The 18,927-nt window shown below is 31.4% G+C and carries 21 protein-coding genes and 1 tRNA gene; 9 read left to right on the top strand and 13 right to left on the bottom strand.

Annotated features, from left to right (window positions below; genetic code table 11):
• Positions 1-2: 2 nt before the first annotated feature.
• Genes CXF54_RS07840 through CXF54_RS07825 form a run of 4 tightly spaced genes read right to left on the bottom strand, consistent with a single transcriptional unit; the run spans position 3 to position 2,534 of the window.
• Positions 3-914 carry a geranylgeranylglycerol-phosphate geranylgeranyltransferase gene (locus CXF54_RS07840; protein WP_101203128.1) on the bottom strand — a complete coding sequence of 304 codons (912 nt, stop codon included), beginning with the start codon at positions 912-914 and terminating at the stop codon, positions 3-5.
• Positions 915-934: 20 nt separating this feature from the next.
• Positions 935-1,246, bottom strand: a complete 312-nt coding sequence (locus CXF54_RS07835; RefSeq protein ID WP_101203127.1) for a hypothetical protein — start codon at positions 1,244-1,246, stop codon at positions 935-937.
• 9 nt (positions 1,247-1,255) lie between these two features.
• Positions 1,256-1,786 carry a KdsC family phosphatase gene (locus CXF54_RS07830; RefSeq protein ID WP_090839566.1) on the bottom strand — a complete coding sequence of 177 codons (531 nt, stop codon included), beginning with the start codon at positions 1,784-1,786 and terminating at the stop codon, positions 1,256-1,258.
• Complete coding sequence (locus tag CXF54_RS07825) at positions 1,776-2,534, bottom strand: Rossmann-like and DUF2520 domain-containing protein (RefSeq protein ID WP_101203126.1); 759 nt, start codon at positions 2,532-2,534, stop codon at positions 1,776-1,778. The genes CXF54_RS07830 and CXF54_RS07825 overlap by 11 nt, the downstream gene beginning before the upstream one ends.
• A gap of 58 nt (positions 2,535-2,592) precedes the next feature.
• Here CXF54_RS07825 and CXF54_RS07820 point away from each other — a divergent pair, with 58 nt between their 5' ends.
• Both CXF54_RS07820 and ccsA read left to right on the top strand, forming a co-directional pair.
• A complete protein-coding gene (locus CXF54_RS07820) occupies positions 2,593-3,003 on the top strand; it encodes a group III truncated hemoglobin (RefSeq protein WP_101203125.1) in 411 nt (136 codons plus the stop codon).
• An 85-nt stretch (positions 3,004-3,088) separates the two neighbouring features.
• A complete protein-coding gene (gene ccsA / locus CXF54_RS07815; protein ID WP_090839559.1) occupies positions 3,089-6,304 on the top strand; it encodes a cytochrome c biogenesis protein CcsA in 3,216 nt (1,071 codons plus the stop codon).
• Positions 6,305-6,384: 80 nt separating this feature from the next.
• Here ccsA and CXF54_RS07810 read toward each other — a convergent pair whose 3' ends face one another.
• Positions 6,385-7,269: a hypothetical protein gene (locus CXF54_RS07810; RefSeq protein ID WP_101203124.1), complete on the bottom strand. Its 885-nt coding sequence runs from the start codon at positions 7,267-7,269 to the stop codon at positions 6,385-6,387.
• Positions 7,270-7,496: 227 nt separating this feature from the next.
• Between CXF54_RS07810 and CXF54_RS07805 the strand changes: the two genes are divergently transcribed.
• The 3 genes from CXF54_RS07805 (at position 7,497) to CXF54_RS15795 (ending at position 8,433) form a co-directional block, all read left to right on the top strand.
• A complete protein-coding gene (locus tag CXF54_RS07805; protein WP_090839555.1) occupies positions 7,497-7,685 on the top strand; it encodes a hypothetical protein in 189 nt (62 codons plus the stop codon).
• Positions 7,686-7,832: 147 nt separating this feature from the next.
• Positions 7,833-8,279, top strand: coding sequence for a large conductance mechanosensitive channel protein MscL (gene mscL, locus CXF54_RS07800; protein ID WP_090839553.1), 447 nt, complete (start codon positions 7,833-7,835; stop codon positions 8,277-8,279).
• A gap of 4 nt (positions 8,280-8,283) precedes the next feature.
• Positions 8,284-8,433 carry a hypothetical protein gene (locus CXF54_RS15795; RefSeq protein WP_177183522.1) on the top strand — a complete coding sequence of 50 codons (150 nt, stop codon included), beginning with the start codon at positions 8,284-8,286 and terminating at the stop codon, positions 8,431-8,433.
• 42 nt (positions 8,434-8,475) lie between these two features.
• Here CXF54_RS15795 and CXF54_RS07795 read toward each other — a convergent pair whose 3' ends face one another.
• On the bottom strand, positions 8,476-8,847 hold the full coding sequence (locus CXF54_RS07795) for a hypothetical protein (protein ID WP_090839551.1): 372 nt from the start codon (positions 8,845-8,847) through the stop codon (positions 8,476-8,478).
• A gap of 140 nt (positions 8,848-8,987) precedes the next feature.
• Between CXF54_RS07795 and CXF54_RS07790 the strand changes: the two genes are divergently transcribed.
• From CXF54_RS07790 to CXF54_RS07775, 4 genes are all read left to right on the top strand, one after another.
• Positions 8,988-10,139, top strand: coding sequence for a trans-sulfuration enzyme family protein (locus CXF54_RS07790; protein WP_101203123.1), 1,152 nt, complete (start codon positions 8,988-8,990; stop codon positions 10,137-10,139).
• Positions 10,140-10,173: 34 nt separating this feature from the next.
• The gene (gene rlmF / locus CXF54_RS07785; protein ID WP_101203122.1) at positions 10,174-11,064 is read left to right on the top strand and encodes a 23S rRNA (adenine(1618)-N(6))-methyltransferase RlmF; all 891 of its coding nucleotides are present in this window, start codon (positions 10,174-10,176) and stop codon (positions 11,062-11,064) included.
• Between the two features lie 7 nt (positions 11,065-11,071).
• Entirely contained in the window at positions 11,072-11,788 is a 717-nt protein-coding gene (gene bshB1 / locus CXF54_RS07780) for a bacillithiol biosynthesis deacetylase BshB1 (protein WP_090839545.1), read from the top strand.
• Between the two features lie 76 nt (positions 11,789-11,864).
• A tRNA-His gene (locus tag CXF54_RS07775) sits at positions 11,865-11,940 on the top strand.
• Between the two features lie 160 nt (positions 11,941-12,100).
• Here the strand turns inward: CXF54_RS07775 and CXF54_RS07770 are convergent.
• The 7 genes from CXF54_RS07770 to CXF54_RS07740 all read right to left on the bottom strand — a co-directional run.
• Complete coding sequence (locus CXF54_RS07770) at positions 12,101-12,679, bottom strand: hypothetical protein (protein WP_101203306.1); 579 nt, start codon at positions 12,677-12,679, stop codon at positions 12,101-12,103.
• A 141-nt stretch (positions 12,680-12,820) separates the two neighbouring features.
• Positions 12,821-14,662, bottom strand: coding sequence for a cystathionine beta-synthase (locus tag CXF54_RS07765; RefSeq protein ID WP_101203121.1), 1,842 nt, complete (start codon positions 14,660-14,662; stop codon positions 12,821-12,823).
• Between the two features lie 214 nt (positions 14,663-14,876).
• Positions 14,877-15,239 (bottom strand): hypothetical protein, encoded by a 363-nt coding sequence (locus CXF54_RS07760; protein ID WP_090839541.1) that lies wholly within the window; start codon positions 15,237-15,239, stop codon positions 14,877-14,879.
• Position 15,240: 1 nt separating this feature from the next.
• Positions 15,241-16,875: a CRTAC1 family protein gene (locus CXF54_RS07755; RefSeq protein WP_101203120.1), complete on the bottom strand. Its 1,635-nt coding sequence runs from the start codon at positions 16,873-16,875 to the stop codon at positions 15,241-15,243.
• 7 nt (positions 16,876-16,882) lie between these two features.
• Positions 16,883-17,542, bottom strand: a complete 660-nt coding sequence (locus CXF54_RS07750; protein ID WP_101203119.1) for a DUF6796 family protein — start codon at positions 17,540-17,542, stop codon at positions 16,883-16,885.
• A gap of 198 nt (positions 17,543-17,740) precedes the next feature.
• Positions 17,741-17,983 carry a hypothetical protein gene (locus CXF54_RS07745; RefSeq protein ID WP_090839535.1) on the bottom strand — a complete coding sequence of 81 codons (243 nt, stop codon included), beginning with the start codon at positions 17,981-17,983 and terminating at the stop codon, positions 17,741-17,743.
• A 265-nt stretch (positions 17,984-18,248) separates the two neighbouring features.
• The coding region (locus CXF54_RS07740) for an IS3 family transposase (RefSeq protein WP_157823413.1) at positions 18,249-18,927 on the bottom strand (679 nt) is incomplete at its 5' end.

Below are 18,927 nucleotides of genomic sequence, written 5' to 3'. Positions count from 1 at the left end.
AATTACTTTAGTATAAATAAGTAAACAACCATGGATAGCATTCCAGTAAGCATTACTAGTTTTAGTAAATTACTTATGGTTTTAAAATGTGCTTTAGTTTCTGCTGTAAATAATTTGATTGTAATATAAATTAATGGACCAATTACGGCTATTAAAAAATAGATTACAGCAACCTCTCTCATGTATAAATAGGTGGTTATGTAATACGTTAAAATAGCTATTAATGCAATTGTTAAACCAAAAGCGACATATTTTGCACGTGTTGTACCAATGACTAAAGGCAAGGTTTTAAAATCCATTTTATAATCGCCATCAATATCTTGTATGTCTTTTACTATTTCTCTGATTAGAGATATAATAAAAGCAAACACCGCATAATCAAAAAGCACCTCAAACATAGAGGATTGAATAAACTGATTTTGTAGGTTAATAGCAGGAAGTAACTCGAAAATCCCAACTATAATTAGGCTTAATCCTACTAGTAGGCTAATAATAATGTTACCCACTAATACAATTTGTTGCAAAAAAGAGGCGTAAATATATAATAATGCAGCTATTATAACAAAGATGGCAAAAAAGGTGCTTCTGTCAATAACATGCGACAAATAGAAGCCTAAAACAACTCCTGTTATAGTAAATACCATATAATAAATATAGGCTTTGTCTTCTGGGATGTATTTGCCAATTATTAGTTTGTGTGGTTTGTTAATGGCGTCCGCTTGGACATCAAAAATATCATTGATTATATACCCTCCAGCAGCAATACAAAGTGTGGCTATTACTAATAAAATAAATTGAAAAAGGGTTAATGTTGTACTAACACCAAAAGCCGGAAACATGGCATATTTAATTAAAAATTGCACTAATGCAATTAGTAATAAGTTTTTAAAACGAATAAGTTGAAGTAGTTTCAAAATGTAAAGTATCAGGTTGTTTAAGATAATAGTCCTTCTAGCATTTTAATGGCTAAAAGGCTAATCAAAATTAAGAAGAATACTGTCAGAACAACCACAATTTTAGTGTTTTGTTTAGCTTGTTTTCTAATTTTGTTTTTGATTTTTTGCTTTTCTAAATCAGAAAGTGATGTTGTTTTAAAATCGGTTTTAAATTGTTTTTGACTTTCTGTATTTAGTTGCGTTTTTAAATGAGAAAACACAGCTTTTGGTTTCCGGTTAAAAACCGAAGCATGGTTGCCTGAACCAATGTAACCAAAACCTGTGTTATGTCTTCTGTTTGAACGACTCAAAAAATAATATTAAAATGTTTGCGCGTCAAAATCGCTATCCCATTTGTTTTGTACTTTCATAACTTGCTCAATGACGTCACGTACACAACCTTCTCCGCCTAATTTGTGCGATATATATTTAGAGACACGTTTAACTTCTGGTACAGCGTCTTGTGGGCAACTAGAGACACCAACTAATTTTAAAACAGGTACGTCAGGGATGTCATCACCCATGTATAAAACGTTTTCTGCTTTAATTTGATTGTTGTTTAAATACTCTTCAAACTGCACTACTTTTTGATGTGCACCTAAATACACGTCTTTAATACCTAAATGGTTTAATCTAGTACGCACACCTTCGTTTGTACCACCTGAGATAATACAAACATTGTAGCCATGATTTAACGCTTGTTTCATAGCATAACCATCCTTAACATTCATGTGTCTTATCATTTCTCCTGAAGAGGTAATGGTAATCATTCCGTTTGTTAATACACCATCTACATCAAAAATAAATGTTGTTACTTGGTGTAAATATTCTTTATAGCTTTTATCGTCCATGTGTCTTTTTTATAGATTCTGTCATTAGATTATACACCTCTTCGTGATGTGGATTATCTAATAATTTTAAATGTCTTTTTATTGTTTTTTTATCGTTTCGTTTTGCAGGTCCTGTTTGCGCTAAATAAGGCGATACTTCTTGCACTTTTCTAGCAGTTTCAGCAATCAATGGTTTTAATATATCAAATTCGGCACCTTGTTTTTCTGTAATTTCGTGTGCTATTCTATAAATTTGATTCGTAAAATTATTAACAAATACTGCAGCTAGATGCAATGCAGGGCGCTGTTTAGGATTTACTTTAAAAGTTTTACATCCCAAACTTTCTCCTATAGTTTCTAATAGTTTAAAATCTTTTTTTCTTAAGGTTTCAATACAAATAGGGACTGTTGTAAAATCTAGATCTACATCCTTGCTAAAGGTTTGTAAAGGGTAAAATACGCCACGATAATGTTTTTGGTCAATGTCATATAAACGGGCACTTCCAGAGGTGTGTACAACCAATCGGTTTTCAAATGGTAAAGACGCACTTAACGCCTCGATAGCATCATCGCTTATGGCAATAATATAAACGTCGGCTTCGATTAGCGCATTAACGTCATCGGTAATGTCTACTTCGTTTTTGTACGTTTCAATAGCATTTAGGTTGCGGTTGTACCATTGCACAACTTCAATATTAGAAGCTTCTTTAAATACTTTATATAAGTGTGTGGCCACATTTCCTGCGCCAAGCAAAACTATTTTAATCATAGCGCTAAAATACTAAGAAAATAAAGATTTAAAAGTACAAAACTTTATCTTTGTTACTATGAATAGAAAAGCCATTGCAAACCGTCAGGATGTTAAGCTTTTAGTAGACCAGTTTTACTTAAAAGTTAGAGCAGATAAAGTGTTAGGGCCTATTTTTAATGCCATAATTACAGATTGGGACACGCATTTAGACCATTTAACAACGTTTTGGGAATCTAGTTTGTTTATTGGTAAAAAATTAGACCATAAATATATTGGCAACCCACTAGAAGCGCATGAAAAAGTAGATGCAACGTTAGACCATAGTATCACAGAGCTACATTTTGGGCTTTGGTTAAATTTATGGTACGCAACTATTGATCAATTTTTTGAAGGTGAAATGGCTGATAATGCGAAGCGTAGGGCAAGAAAAATGGGCACATTTATGTATTTGAAAATTTTTGAAGCTAGACAAAAGTCTAAACCGTAATTTTAACACAAGATTTGGAAGTTTTAAAGGAATTATAACCAACAAAAACGATTATATTTGCACGAGCTAAAAAAGGCCTATTATTATGCAAAATAGAATCGCCAAAATCTTATTTTCTACACGATTAACATCTGTCTTATTTATTGTTTTTGCAACCGCAATGGCTGTTGGAACTATTCTGGACAGAAACATGGATACTTCTCCAACACCTTATACCAGAAATTTAATTTATAACGCTTGGTGGTTTGAAGCTATCATGGTTTTATTTATGATCAATTTTATTGGTAATATTTTTAAATTTAGATTATTACGAAAGGAAAAATGGGCGACTTTAACCCTGCATTTAGCCTTTATATTTATCATTTTAGGCGCTGGTATTACGCGTTACTTTGGTTTTGAAGGAATGATTGCGATTAGAGAAGGAGAAACTGAAAGTGGGTTTTTATCTCAAAAAACATACATTACAGCATATATTGATGGTGATTATATGATAGACGGTGTACCGCAACGTTTACCGTTTGATGAAGAAGTAGATTTTTCTGGAAGAATGGAAAATAGCTTTGACCACACCGCATATTACAATAACACGCCAGTTAGTTTTGAATTAACAAACTTTTTTCTTGGTGCAGAAGAAGATATTGTACCTGATGATGCTGGTGAGAATTACTTAAAAATTGTTGAGGCTAGAGGTAATGGACCGCACAATCACTTTTTAAAACAAGGTACAGTAGAAAACATCCATAACTTATTAGTGGCATTGGATAAACCTACGGAAGGTGCTGTAAATATTACAACAACACCAGACGGTTTAATGGTGCATTCTCCATTTGAAGGGGAATATTTGATTATGGCAAGTATGGCACAAGGTAAACTTATAAAAGATTCCATACAGCCATTAATGCTGCGTTCTAGATATGTTATTGGAGATATGCAATTGGTGTTTCCTAAGCCTGTCGTAAAAGGAAAATTTGATGTCGTTAAAAAAGCAAGTTTCTTAAAGCAAGATGAAAACGCAGTCGTGCTTAATGTTACTGCTAATGGCGAAACTAAAGAAGTTAAATTATTGGGTAGTCAATGGTCTAATAATCGTTTTAAACAAGTTAAAGTTGGTGGTTTAGATATTGCTTTAAAATATGGTTCTAAAGTATTAGAATTACCTTTTGAAGTAAAATTAAACGATTTTATTGCTGAAAAATATCCTGGTACAGAAAACAACTATTCTTCTTACGAAAGTAAAGTGACGGTTATAGATAAGGAGCAAGGTGATTTTGATTTTCATATTTATATGAATAATATATTGGATCATCGCGGATACCGCTTTTTTCAAGCTGATTATGATAAAGATTTAAAAGGAACCATTTTGTCTGTTAATCATGACTATTGGGGGACTTGGGTTACTTATTTAGGTTACTTTTTATTGTATTTTGGTATGATGGCTATTTTATTTGCTAACCACACAAGGTTTAGAGATTTACAGAATGGGTTAGAGAAGGTTAAAAATAAAAAGGCTAAAATCACGACGCTTATTTTATTGTGTTTTAGTTTAACAACTTTTGCTCAAGAAGAGCAACACAGCGCAAATGATGGACATGGTCATGAAGAAGTGGAGGAGAGTAAAGCACCTTCAAAATTTCAAATAGATTCAATCTTAAAAGCAAATGTGGCACCAAAAGCCCATGCTGATAAGTTTGGTCATATTGTTATTCAGGATTTAGATGGACGTATGATGCCTATTGATACGTATTCTTCAGAGTTGGTAAGAAAACTAACAAAGCATGAAACTTATGAAGGGTTGACTGCAAATCAGATTTTCTTGAGTATTCAAGAAAGTCCAATGTTATGGTATAATGTGCCAATTATCTATTTAAAAAGACAAAAAGCGGATTCTATTAGAAGCGTGATTGGTATTCCAAAGGATCAAGAATTTGCAAGATTATTAGACTTTTTTACGGACGACTTTAAATATAAGTTAGACCCTTACCTAGAAGAAGCATCGGCTTTAAAATCGCAAACAGGGATTCAGAAAGAATTTTTGGAAACCAATCAACGTATTAACTTGTTAAGTAATGCTATTGAGGGACGTTCTTTAAAAATATTTCCGATTCCGGATGATGAAAACAATAAATGGATTTCTCCTTTTGAATATAAAAACGAAGGCTATAAGCAACAGATAACAGATACTATTTATGGTAGTTTTGTTGGTTCTAGTTTTGATTGGTATTTATATACTTTAAATGAAGCTAAGAAGTCTAAAGATTATGAAAAATCTGAGAAGCTTTTAGAAGCTTTCAAAAAGTCGCAAGGTAAGGTAGGGGCTAATGTAATGCTTAGTGATAGTAAGATAAATGCAGAGATATTATATAACAAATATGATGTGTTTAAAAAGCTATTTAGTTGGTACATGTATGCTGGTACTTTATTGTTTTTATTACTTGTTTGGCAAATCTTTAAGTCTAGTAATAAGTGGTTAAATAAAAGTATTACAGTATTTAAATTTATTATTTTAGGACTGTTTATTTTACATACAGCAGGTTTAATAGCGCGTTGGTATATCTCAGGTCATGCACCTTGGAGTGATGCTTATGAGTCTATGATTTATGTTGCTTGGGCGACTATGTTTTTTGGTTTAGCATTTGGAAGAAAAAGTGATTTAACATTAGCGTCTACTGCATTTGTAACTGCAATGATTTTAATGATTGCACATTGGAATTGGATGGATCCTGCTATTGCTAATTTACAGCCGGTATTAGATAGTTATTGGTTAATGATTCACGTGGCTGTTATTGTGGCTAGTTATGGACCATTTACATTAGGTATGATATTAGGATTAGTGTCATTAATATTGATGATCTTAACTAACTCTAATAACAAAGCTAAGATGGACATTAATATTAAAGAATTGACTATAATTACGGAAATGGCGTTAACTGTCGGTTTGGTAATGTTAACTATTGGAAACTTTTTAGGTGGACAATGGGCTAATGAAAGTTGGGGAAGATATTGGGGATGGGATCCAAAAGAAACATGGGCCTTAATTAGTATTATGTTATACGCCTTTGTAATACACATGCGATTAGTACCTGGGTTACGTGGACGCTGGTTTTTTAACTTAATGGCAATTGTAACGTTTAGTAGTATTTTAATGACTTATTTTGGAGTTAATTTCTACCTTTCAGGATTACATAGTTATGCTAGTGGAGATCAAATAGTAAGCTTTAAGTTTATTGCAATAGCAGCAGTAATGGTTGCTGTAATAGGTTTCTTTTCATACAGGAAATACGCTAAGTATTATAAAAAATAATAGTTACCAGTCTTATAATAGGTACAAAAAAAACTCACTATGAAAATAGTGAGTTTTTTTGTGGTTATACATATTTAGTATTAGTCCCTTCTTGGTAAAACAATCTGTTTTATTATTGTTTTAGTATTTGTAGTGATATGTAGTATTAGCCTTTTATTTCTTCTATTAAGTCTAATGTTGGTTTTTTTAGCGTTAATATTTTGCTTAGTTTTTAATACCGCACCTTTGTTGTTGTATACTATAACACTGCTAATTGTGTTATTGTTTTTGACACTAATTTTTAATTGATTTAACCCTTTTAGATATTTGATTTTTAAACCAAGATCAGTATTTGTATCCTCAGTGCTGTCTGTTGTGTCTTCTTCTGAAGTAGCATCATCAGAATCTTCATCAGTATTTGAGTCTTCGTCAGCTGTTGTGTTATCATCATCCGTTGTTTCGTCAGTAGTGTTTTCTTCTGATTGGTTAAAAGCAATATAGAAGCGATCTGTGTAGTTTTCTGCATCTAGCGTTACTGTATACGCTGTGTCTTTTACTGAGGTGTAAGTGTTTAATAAAGCATCGTAAATATAGATGTCAATGTCTGTGTCAAAATCTTCTAAACTTGTAATTTCTATGGTTGCTTCACCGCTAAACTCATTATATAATCCAAATAAGTATTGTTTGTTATTATCAAAAGCACCAACACCTTGTATAACATAACGGTTATCCTCAATTAGCCAGTTTAAATCATTATTAAAAGGGCTGCTTACTGTTGCGTCATAACCATAATCTACACCATCTGTCGCAGCATTGTCTGATGTAAAAGCTAACAATAACTCTCTAGAAGCACTATTTGGTGCAGTATAGTTTAATCTAATAATTTGAATACTACTATCTGAATCTATATTTGAAGTGGTTGTTGTGTTTGAGGCAAAAATAAAATTGCAAAAAGTAAGAAGTAAAAGTAAAGTAGCTTTTCTCATGATAAAGGGCGTTAATCAGTTGTAAGGTTAATTTCTTCGACCAATATATGTATATTCTCTTGATTACCCTTTTAAAGGTCTTTTTATTCGATGAAATACATTATTTAATTTAAATAAAAACAGCATTATCGTTTAAAGACAAATAAATCAGTCAAAATAGCTTTTGGTTGTTGGTTTTGGTTTTTTTAGTTTTATTGATTAACTTGTTAGAAATAATAAAAATATTAATGAATTACATAAGAAAAATTGGATTAAGCAACGTATTACTTTTAGTATTATGCTTGGCTATAATCTTAGTTGCCGAGTATTTGTTTTTGAATGGAGAACAATTGCACGGTATTTTTATTGGTTTGTGGGCGCCTACACTTTTAGGTGTAATGATTTATATAAAACTGATAAATAATGGAAGGAAATAGTATCGTTTTTTGGTTCTCGATAGTAGTGTTTGTTTGTGTCTTTGCTTGGGCTTTTTTTATGGTTAAGGCTTATGATAAAACACCCAGAGATTAAACTTGATGCTTTCTATTATTTAATATCTTCGCGGAATATAAATTAGGTTTAAAATGAAATTTTTAAAAGAATTCAAAGAGTTTGCTGTAAAAGGTAACATGATGGATATGGCTATTGGTATAATAATAGGTGCATCCTTCAATAAGGTTATTGATGTGTTGGTTAAAAAAGTGTTTTTGCCACCATTATCACTAATGACTGATGGATTAAATTTTCATAATAAGCGTTACATATTAAGAGATGCTATTACAAATACAGAAGGTGTAATTACAACACAAGAAGTTGCAGTGTATTATGGCGAGTTGTTTGAGGTAATGTTAGATTTTTTAATCGTAGGTTTGACCGTGTTTATTGTTGTAAAAGCCATGAACCAATTAAGAGATAAATCTCAGGATGTCAAAAATAAAACGGTAAAAACACCAAAGGATATAGAGTTGTTGTCCAAATTAACAGATTTAATAGAGGAACAGAATACATTACTAAAAGGGTCAAAAAAATAAGATTATGCCAAAGCCTAAAGGTCAGAAAAACACCAAAAACAAAGCCAAGCATTCTAAGCTAATGGCTAAAAAAATAAATAAGAAAAAAAAGGAGGAACTCTCTAGAAAAGAACGTTTAAAAGCAATTGTTAAGCAAAGTAAACTAGAAGATTAAGTCAAACAAAAAAAACAGCATTTGCTGTTTTTTTTTATTATTTTAAATTTTCATTAGTGTTTTATCTAAGTTCAACTCACTTAACATTGTATTGGTAAAACTATAATGTCCTTTTGTGGTTATAATTTTAAATCGTTGATCTTTCATCCGTGTGACTACATCTAATAATCGCCATTTTGTTTTTAATGCTTTGGGCTTATTGCTTTTAATACCTAATTCAAAAATATATTTTTTAGTACGCTTATAAGCAGTAATATCTGGTACAATTACCATATTATCTTCCTTTTTTACAAATGTAGAGGGTTGCTCATAACCTTGTAAGTCTGCTTTAATATTTTCAAAGCCTAAAAACTCTAAATGTGATATTGATTGTTTTAAAATGTTTTTATTTTCTTCTTTGTCTTGTGCTATCATAATTCTTAAAATACAAAATAGTGAGGTAAGTTATAGTTAAGGAGGCGTTAAATCAGGACTGCATATTTTAATAATAGTATAGATTATTTTAATAAAGAAGTATTAAATGACTAAATTACATGTTTAAATGTATTTGTGAAATGAAATTAAAGAATCCCGGTTTAAATACCATTTGCACACACGTTGGAGAAGTCCCTGACGAGCAATTTAAAGGCGCGATTTCGCCTATTTATTTATCTTCATCATATCAGTTTATGGATGTGGATGTTAAGCGTTATCCACGCTATTTTAATACACCTAATCAAGAGTATTTAGTAAAAAAAATAGCAGCTTTGGAAAGCACTGAAGCAGCAATGATATTTGCTTCTGGTATGGCGGCTATTAGTCATATGTTTTTAGCTTTTTTAAAAGCAGGGGATCATATTGTAGTACAAAACACACTATACGGTGGGACTTCTAATTTTATTAGAGAAGAGTTTCCTAAGTTAAATATAGAATTTACTTTTACTAACGGTTATACGGTCGAAGATTTTGAAGCAGCAATTCAGCCCAACACCAAATTAATTCATATTGAAACACCGTCAAATCCACTCTTAACTATTACTGATATTGAGGCAATAGCTAAATTAGGAAAACAAAAAAATATAGTAACAAGTATAGATAATACATTTGCAAGTCCTGTTAATCAAAATCCAGCTGAGTTTGGAATAGATTTAATCATGCACTCCGCAACCAAATATTTTGGTGGTCATAGTGATATATGTGCTGGTGCAGTTGCTGGAAGTGTAGCGCATATGGAGTTAATTTGGAATGTCTCTAAAAATTATGGTGGTAGTTTAAGTGATTTTACTGTTTGGATGTTAGAACGTAGCATGAAAACTATGGGTTTACGTGTTAAAGCACAAACTAAAAATGCTAATAAAATGGCTAAATGGTTAACAAAACAACCCTTTGTAAAACACGTGTATTATCCAGGTTTAAAAACACACCCAGAACATAAACTAGCAAAAAGACAAATGAAAGGCTTCGGAGCAATGTTGTCTTTTGAATTGGAGGATGCATTTCATTCTGATCAATTTATGAAGCAGCTGCAGCTTATTAAAGCTTCTATTAGTTTAGCAGGTGTTGAGAGTACCGTATTATCACCAACACAAACTTCACATGCATTATTAACACCAGAACAAAGAGCAGAGGTAGGTATCTCTGATGGATTAATTCGTTTTTCTTTAGGAATAGAAGAAACTAAAGATTTAAAAGCGGATATAAAACAAGCAATTAGTGCCATTAAATAAAAATTAACTAATAACAATTACTAATACTCAAATTTTGCACAAAAGAAACAAACATACTGACGATTACAATTTTACTCAGCTTGCAACGGTCTATCCAAACATAGAGCCCTTTATTTTTACAAATGCTAATAATAAAAAAACAATTGATTTTGCAAACCCTAAAGCTGTTAAAGCTTTAAATGCAGCTTTATTAAAATCGCATTATGATATTCAGTTTTGGGATTTTCCAGATCACTTTTTATGTCCACCAATTCCGGGACGTGTAGATTATATCCATCACATTGCAGATTTATTAGAACGTTCTAAATTAACAGAGAATGTTACTGTTTTAGACATTGGTACAGGTGCAAACTGTATTTACCCATTATTAGGTAATGCAGTGCATGATTGGAATTTTATTGGTGTAGATAGTAATGATCAAGCACTTAAATCTGCCCAAAACATTGTTGACAAAAACAATCTACAAGATAAAATTAAGCTTAAAAAACAACAAGATGATGCGCATATTTTAAATGGTGTTTTAAGCGAAACTGATAAGATAACAGTTGCTATGTGTAATCCTCCATTTTTTAAGAATGAAGCAGATGCACTAAAGGCAACAACTAGTAAACTTAAAGGATTAGGAAAACCTACGGATCAAATGGTGCGTAATTTTGCTGGTCAAGCCCATGAGTTATGGTACACAGGAGGCGAGAAAGCTTTTTTACATAACTATTTATACGAAAGCTCTTTATTAAAAACACAAAGTTTTTGGTATACTAGTCTAGTATCAAACAAAGACAACGTAAAAACCATGCATCAATCGCTTAAAAAGCTTGGCGCAACACAAGTCCTTACTATAGCCCTTAATATTGGAAACAAGAAAAGTAGAGTAGTAGCTTGGACTTTTTTAACTGAAGAACAAAAACAAGATTGGAATAAATAATATTAAGATGAAAGTAGACATACTAGCATTTGGTGCCCATCCAGACGATGTAGAACTTGGAGCAGGAGGTACAATAGCAAAAGAAGTAGCTAAAGGAAAAACTGTTGTTATAGTAGATTTAACAAAAGGAGAATTAGGAACACGTGGTACAGCATTAACCCGTAAAACGGAAGCTGAGGATGCAAAAAATATATTAGGTGTTGCTTACAGAGAGAATCTAGGATTTAAAGATGGCTTTTTTGTTAATGATAAGCAGCATCAATTGGAAATTATAAAGATGATACGCAAGTATCAACCAGAGATTGTACTTTGTAATGCTATTGATGATAGGCATATAGATCACGGAAAAGGAAGTAAATTAGTTAGTGATGCTTGTTTTTTAAGTGGATTAATAAAAATTGAAACCAAGGTTGATAATACTATTCAAAAACAATGGCGACCAAAACAAGTGTACCATTATATCCAATGGAAAACTATTGAACCGGACTTTGTGGTAGATATTTCTGGATACCTTGATATTAAGATGAAAAGTGTTTTAGCATACAAAACGCAGTTCTTTGATCCGACAAGTAAAGAGCCAGAAACACCTATTTCTAGTAAAAATTTTACAGATAGTGTCAAATATAGAGCTAGAGACCTAGGTAGACTAGTAAATATGGATTACGCAGAAGGTTATACTGTAGAGCGTTACGCAGCAGTGGATAGTTTATTTGATTTAAAATAAATTTTTTTAAAAAAAAAGTTTGGAATAACTAGTAAATAATTTACCTTTGCACACGCATTATTAAATGCGCACAAATGGTGGTTGTAGCTCAGCTGGTTAGAGCGTCGGTTTGTGGTACCGAAAGTCGCCGGTTCGAACCCGGTCTTCCACCCAGAAGCAAGAAGCTTCTCTTGAAAAAGAGAAGCTTTTTTTGTGGCCTAAATTCTGATTAAAAAGCTAAACTTTAAAAAGTATAACGTTAAGGTTAGGCATCAATTACAACGATCGATTAGTTTCTATTATAACGAATATTATGTTTTTAATAGATGGTAGTTAACGTAGTTGTTCAGTGATGTAAACAATAGCAAAAAGCCATCCTAAATATAATGCGGTATAACTTAACGCGTATTTTACAGATAACAGTAAATTATTTTTGGTCTGTTTTACTTTTGAAAACACGAGTTTTAATGCTCTAAAAAAGACCCAATACAACATCCCGAGTAATATAAAAAGCGAAAACCAAAAGAAGGCTTCTAAAAAGATGAGAAGTAGTGTAAAAGCGATTGACATGGCTATCCATAATACAATTGATATTAGTATACCTAAAATGCCTTCAGCTATAGCTATCTCAGGGAAATCTGTAAAGCCAGAAGAGCTTGTAATAGATTCTTTTAATTTAAAATTTTTAAAAGCAGGAAAGTTGTCTATTAAACCAATCCCTTTATAAAGGCCATAAGTGATAAATAAAAACAAAGCAGCACCTATTATAGACAAGGACAGATAAAAGTTTGAGGTAATACTTCTATTATAATTAATACCTGTAATATAAACCGTAAGCACTGTAATGGCTATTACAATAATTGAAACAATAAATATGGATTTTCCTTTCAAGTAGGTTGTCTTCGCTTTCATTTGTTTGTAAATTAAACGGTTATATAATAGTTGCCAAACTATCCTAAATAATATAGGCATGCACCTAAAAGATGCATGCCTATGTGGTATAGTTTATAAATTTAAGAATTATAATTAAAGTTTCTTAAATTATAGCAAGTATTAAATACTTTTTACAAAGTCTAAAAATACTTTTTTATGTAATTCAAGATCTAAGTTAGGAGATAGTGAGGCACGAACAATATAATCCTTATCGCCCTCTTTAGTTGTTCCCTGTGTAGAGGTTGCAGGAATAGTCCAATAACACCCTTTTAATTGCCCATAACTTACACAAAACTTACTCTCGTTAGGGATTTTAGTAATCATCAAGTTTATCAACTTTAAATTCAGGTCACGTTTATACGTTTCTTTTTCTTCATCTGTATTACCTTTTGTAGGAAGATCTAAAGAAAAAACAGAAGGTGTAAACCCTTGTGAAGCTAATGCTTCTGAGACAAAGTTGATTTTTGCGCCTGGTAACACGTCATGGATATAATTAACAAACTCACGTGTATTTTTATACGCATCGCTAATTCTTTGGTTCATTGAAGGTAATTGCTTTGCTAAGATGTCATATTGAAAATCAGTAGCCTCATTATCACAAAGCATAAGATGATTTTCAATTTTTTCCATTAAAGCAATTGTATTAGTATTTCCAACACAGTAACCAGCAGTACATTGTCCACCACTTGGGAATTTAGACCCACTAGCAAAAGAAATAGTTCTAACTGTAGACAACATATCGTTTTCACCTAAAAAGTGCACATTTGGACAGAATGTTTGATCCAATATAAATACAGGATCTATAGCTGTTGCTCCGCTTGGCGTCTTACGCACTTTACTTAAGGCTTCTTTTAACTTAATTAAGTTAGGTACTTCAACCCTAGGATTTGTAGGGATTTCTGCAATTATATATGGGACTGCATCTTGTTCTGCTATGGTATCTAAAACGGTATTAATACTTTGTACCATATCATTTTCACCATCTACTGGTAAATCTACGATATCCACATTATTAATACATGCAGCAACACGTCTAGCCTGGTCATTAGTACCACCATAACAATTTGGAGGCACTATAATTTTAATAGCTTTTCCTTTATGGTTTATAATAGCGTCATGAATAAGCCCCATTAAAATAGCGTACTGTATGGATAAACCACTAGAGGCTACTAACGGTTTAGTAGTTGTGTTAGTTACGGTTTTAATGGCGTTTAAGACACTATTTTTGTTTGTAAGGTCTATTGTTTTGTTTTTAATGATTGACTGTTCTACTAATGCATTTAATGCTATAAGTGCGTTTGCAGGTGTCATAGCAACGGTCTCTCTTCTACGGACATGTTGTATGTCTGAGATATAATTTTCGTTAGCTGTACCATTAACTATTAAAATACTTCCTAGATGTTGGTGTAGGCTTATAAAAAAGTCAATATTAGGCTCTAAATTCGCAGCGCCAATAGTCTCTTCTTGAGATATAAATACCGTTGTGTCATTTAATGCTACAATCTCATCAGCTGTGTTTACTTGCTTTAGTTGAAACTTATAGCCGTAAATATTTTTTATGATTTCTGCATCAAAACATTCTGGTAAACTACCTGTATAATAAATTGTTGTGTTTTTATTTTCTAATAGATTTTTTCTTAAAACAGCTAAAACAGGAACTATTTTTGAATCGAAACTAATGACATTCTCTGATTTAATATCATGTAAATGCGCAAGTGCCCATTCTAATACACAAGATAATGGATGCCCTAGTCTAATATAGTCATACGCAGTAGGTAATTGATTTAATGCAGATGCATCTGAATTATTACTAGTATATAAAGTTTCAAACTGATCTAAAAACTCAGTTTTAGCTAGCTTTTCATTATAAATATCTAATCTATGAGTTGTTATATTTAACCAACCAGTTGGCATATTTTTTATAACTTCTTTAATATAATTAAGCATTGTATTGTCTTTCATAATTTTAACTTTAATAGTAGACAAAGATACGTTAATTAGATTTTTTTAAAGGATAACGTCTTGTTTTGTAACATTGTTTTAACGTCACTATTTAAGGATAAGCTACTTTGGATTAGAATTTAAAAATCTAGTAATAGAATTCTATTATTTAGTAATGCTTTAAAGGCGCTTTTTAATCAAAAATATTTGATTAGTAATGAAACGATTGTTTGTTTTACTTCACCTTTTTAAATTCTTTAATTTTTAGAACTATCAAAAGGGTGAAAATAGCAAAAGAAATATAACACATTGGGATACCTGCACTTGTTTTTGGACATTCAATAACTCCCGAAATTTGCATGATAGAACCATAAAAGGCAATACTCCAAGCTATTCCTGTGCCAGTAAAATATATAATATTATCTTTTTTAAAGACATGTGCTAAAAAAGGAATTACAAGACAAGCTAAAATTATATAGCAGGCAGGTATGTTTAATAATTTTGGACAAATATTACCTTGACTAAATTCATTATAAACTAAAATTCCTGCGCCATATATTCCAAATATAAATACAGAATAAAAGACATATTTAAGCATATTATTTTAGTTCTTCTGCCTTTTCTAGTACTTCAATTAATTTAGGAACAATACTTCTTGAATTAATCTTAATAGACTCCAAGTTCTGTACAGTGCCATCAGTATAGTGTATTTGTGTACTTTTAATGTTGTCTTTACCTAAGCCAATATGGATTGTTGCACTTTGATCAGAAACTAATCCTTCTCCAATAATATAATCTTCTGTTATTGTTTTTCCTGAAGTTGTTGTTACTATAATTTTTGCACCAATATTTTTAGCATTTTCTAAAAAAGTTAATTGAAGGTAGTTGTTATCTCCTCCCTTATTTAAAAAGACTTTTGCTGGACCAGAAATATTTACCCAAACTAAATCTTGGTAACCATCTAAATTAAAATCACTAATTAATGGTGTAATAGCAAAGTGTTTATTTACGACACCACTTTCTTGTTCAGTAGCAACAAACGTGTGGTCTTCTTTTTGAGTTAAAAATCGACCAGGTAATTTAAAAACTTTGTGAGGAGGAAATTCTACATAGTTTTCTGCTACAATTAATTCTTGCAAACCATCATTATTCATGTCTGCCATAGCTGCACCCCAAGAGAATTCAAAATCTGCTACTTTAACCTTATCTGCCGCATCTTCAAATACAAAGTTTCCTTTGTTTTCAAAGAAAATCCAATCAGAATTAAATTCACTTTCATCAACGTCTCCTCGTGCTAAAAAATGCGGGGCTGTAGTCCCTGTATTAGAGAACATAAAATCTACTTGACCATCATTGTTGTAATCTCCAACAGCAATACCCATTGGGTACCCGTATTTGTCTGTAGTAGGGTTAGTAATCATTTTAAATGTTCCGTCTGCATTGTTTTTATACGTTCTAACTTCTCCAGTATCATGCGCTACTATTAAATCTAACCAGCTATCATTATCTATATCTACAAATATGCCCATAAAAGTATTGTGGTTATAAGCCAGTCCTGAATTTTGCGTGCTATCCTTAAAAGTATTGTCACCATTGTTTATCAGAAGCTGACTGATTGGACCATATCCTTTTGTAAAGTTATTTTGACCTTGCATCTGTTCTTTTCTAATATAGTTAGACACAAAAATATCGATATCTCCATCCTTGTCAATATCTCCTAATGCAAAGCCAAGTGGTGTTGCATCATCCGCTAAATTATATTTTACTTTTTTAGGAGTAAAGACACCTTGAGTGTTGTAATATATTGTTATTCCATCTTCACGTGAGATAATTAAATCAGAAAAACCATTATTATCAAAATCTGCAGAAGCTGAAGCTAATGTTGTTAAATTGCTTTTTTGAGGTAAATTTACCTTCTTAGAAATGGAAGTAAAAGCATTGTTTTTATATTGAAATAATTGATCCTGTTGGTCAAAACCTCCACCAAAAAATATTTCGTCTACACCATCATTGTTTATATCAATAAGTGAAGATGCGATAACAGGAAGAGACTTTTTACCATTATGTTGCTGATTAAAATCGATTAATACTTCACTAAATTTTGGAGTTATGCCATTTTCAATCTTATTATCATACGGGTTGTTCCCATCTGTTCCAAATCTAAAAGCAAGTAATAGTACTGCCAGAATTATGATTGTAATAAGACCTAGAAATATAAACTTTAAGTATTTCATAATTTAATTATTTGTAATTTTTATTAAATTGATATAATGATAAACTGAATAGAATAAGATGAGTGACATTCATGGCTATGGGGGCAATATACTTACCGATAGATGGGATAATAAAGTAAACTGCAAACACTAAAATTAATATTACAATAGGATTGGTAATAGCCATCCATTTGTTGTAGTAGGTTGGTGATTTATAAATTGCAATTATAAAGAAAGCGGATAAAAGTAGTATTATGACTCGTAATATTTGAACTAATGACTCACTAAGTAAAGTGTAGTTACCTAATATTTGTCTATAAACAGTACTATTAATATCATCTTGTAGGTGCACTATTGTTCCCAAAAAAGCTCTAGAAGTAATCCAAAAGCCACCAACAGTAAAAGCCAAAACACCTAAAGTAAATACAATAAAAGCCCATTTATTTTCTTTACCCTTTAACATTTTATAAATGTGATAATAACCAACAAAATATAAAGGTGTTCCTAAAACAGCTAAAAAGTGCCCATAGATAAGATTCTCTCTTGGCACAAACTTAAAAAAATTATAATGCGCTGAATTACCAACTATCTGGTTGCTGTAGTGTAATAAAAACTCTCCTAAACCAACAGTTATACTTGCTATCAGACCAAGTATTCCTGTAATGTAAATCAACTTTTTTTCGGACATATAAAAACAAGGTATATTTAATTACTTGATGTTAGTAGATAAATTAAGTAAACCCTTACGTTAAAAGTTGTTTATTTTAAAGTTATGGTATTAGTAGTTGTGTTTTATTTTTAGATTTTGCTATTTGTTTTCAAAAACAATTAATAGTAGTATTCCATTTTTTCATGGAAAAACCGAATGAAAGAAATTTAACTATTTCTAATGGTGTAATTGTTTTTGTAACCAAGCCCTAATTTCTTTCCGTAAAGAGACTTCAGGTTTGGGTAGCGGAATTGTTTGTCCAAATTGTTTACTTCTATTAAATTTTGAAAACGTGATTTTATGTTTTTTCCAAACTTCGGGATACAACTCTAAGAATTTATTAAAAAAACTTTGTTCATTAATTTTGCCTTCTATTTTAGAAAGTACTTCTTTAAATTTTTCTTCTTGCTCTATAATCATTTTGTTGTTATTCTGTAATAAATAAACCTATTTTGCAGTTTGGATTTTTTTAAATTTAGATTAATTGAATGTGATACTAATGTTTTATAATAGTTTCGAATTTCAAGTATTATCCAGTTGCCGACTTCGTGTACTGATTTTAAATCTTCTGAAAAGTGTATTATACTGATATAGGTTGACCTTTTTTTGTTAATATTTTCCAGTTCAAAAGATTTTTTTTTAGACGTTTAGAAGGTGAAAAAAACAGTTTGAACTAGGTCCGTTTTTAAATCGTTAGCTCAGGTAAATTTACATTATTTTTTCGATAGGATTTGTATTTGATGTTTGGATTCAGATGGACTTCAGCAAGTTTTCTGAGATTCAGGCTAAAATGGGTTCTCAAATTGTTATAAATATAGACCGCTTGTTGTGTCATTTTTTGTGCTAATTCAGTGTTTTTAATGTTTTGTTTTAGTCCGTATTCATATTTAAGAGTTCTGTTAATGCGTTCTGCTACTGCATTTTCGTAAGGATCGTATTGTTCAGTCATACTCATTGCAATTCCATTGTCTTCAGCAAACTTTGTGTATTTGGGGTTGCAGTATTGGAAACCTCTATCTGAATGGTGAATAAGTTTTTGATTAGGATATTTTCTGTTTTTAATAGCCATAGCTAGCGCATCTGAGCAAAGCGATGTTCTCATATGATTATCAAGTTTGTAACCCATAATTTGCTTAGAATAGGCGTCTGTGACTAACGCTAGATAGTTGTGTCCGTTTTCTGTTTTAATATAAGTGATATCACTAACCCAGAGTTGTTCCGGTCGATTAGGAACGTGGCCTTTTACAAGGTTCTTATACTTTTTGTACATATGGTTTGAGTTTGTCGTTGTGATGTAATTTTTAGTTTTTGGAATCAAAAGATTATTTAGTCTTAGGAAGCGATAGAACTTGTCTCTACCTATC

The sequence above is a fragment of the Olleya sp. 1-3 genome (assembly GCF_002836085.1).
Lineage (GTDB): Bacteria > Bacteroidota > Bacteroidia > Flavobacteriales > Flavobacteriaceae > Olleya > Olleya namhaensis.
This window is presented reverse-complemented; position numbering and strand designations above follow the sequence as displayed.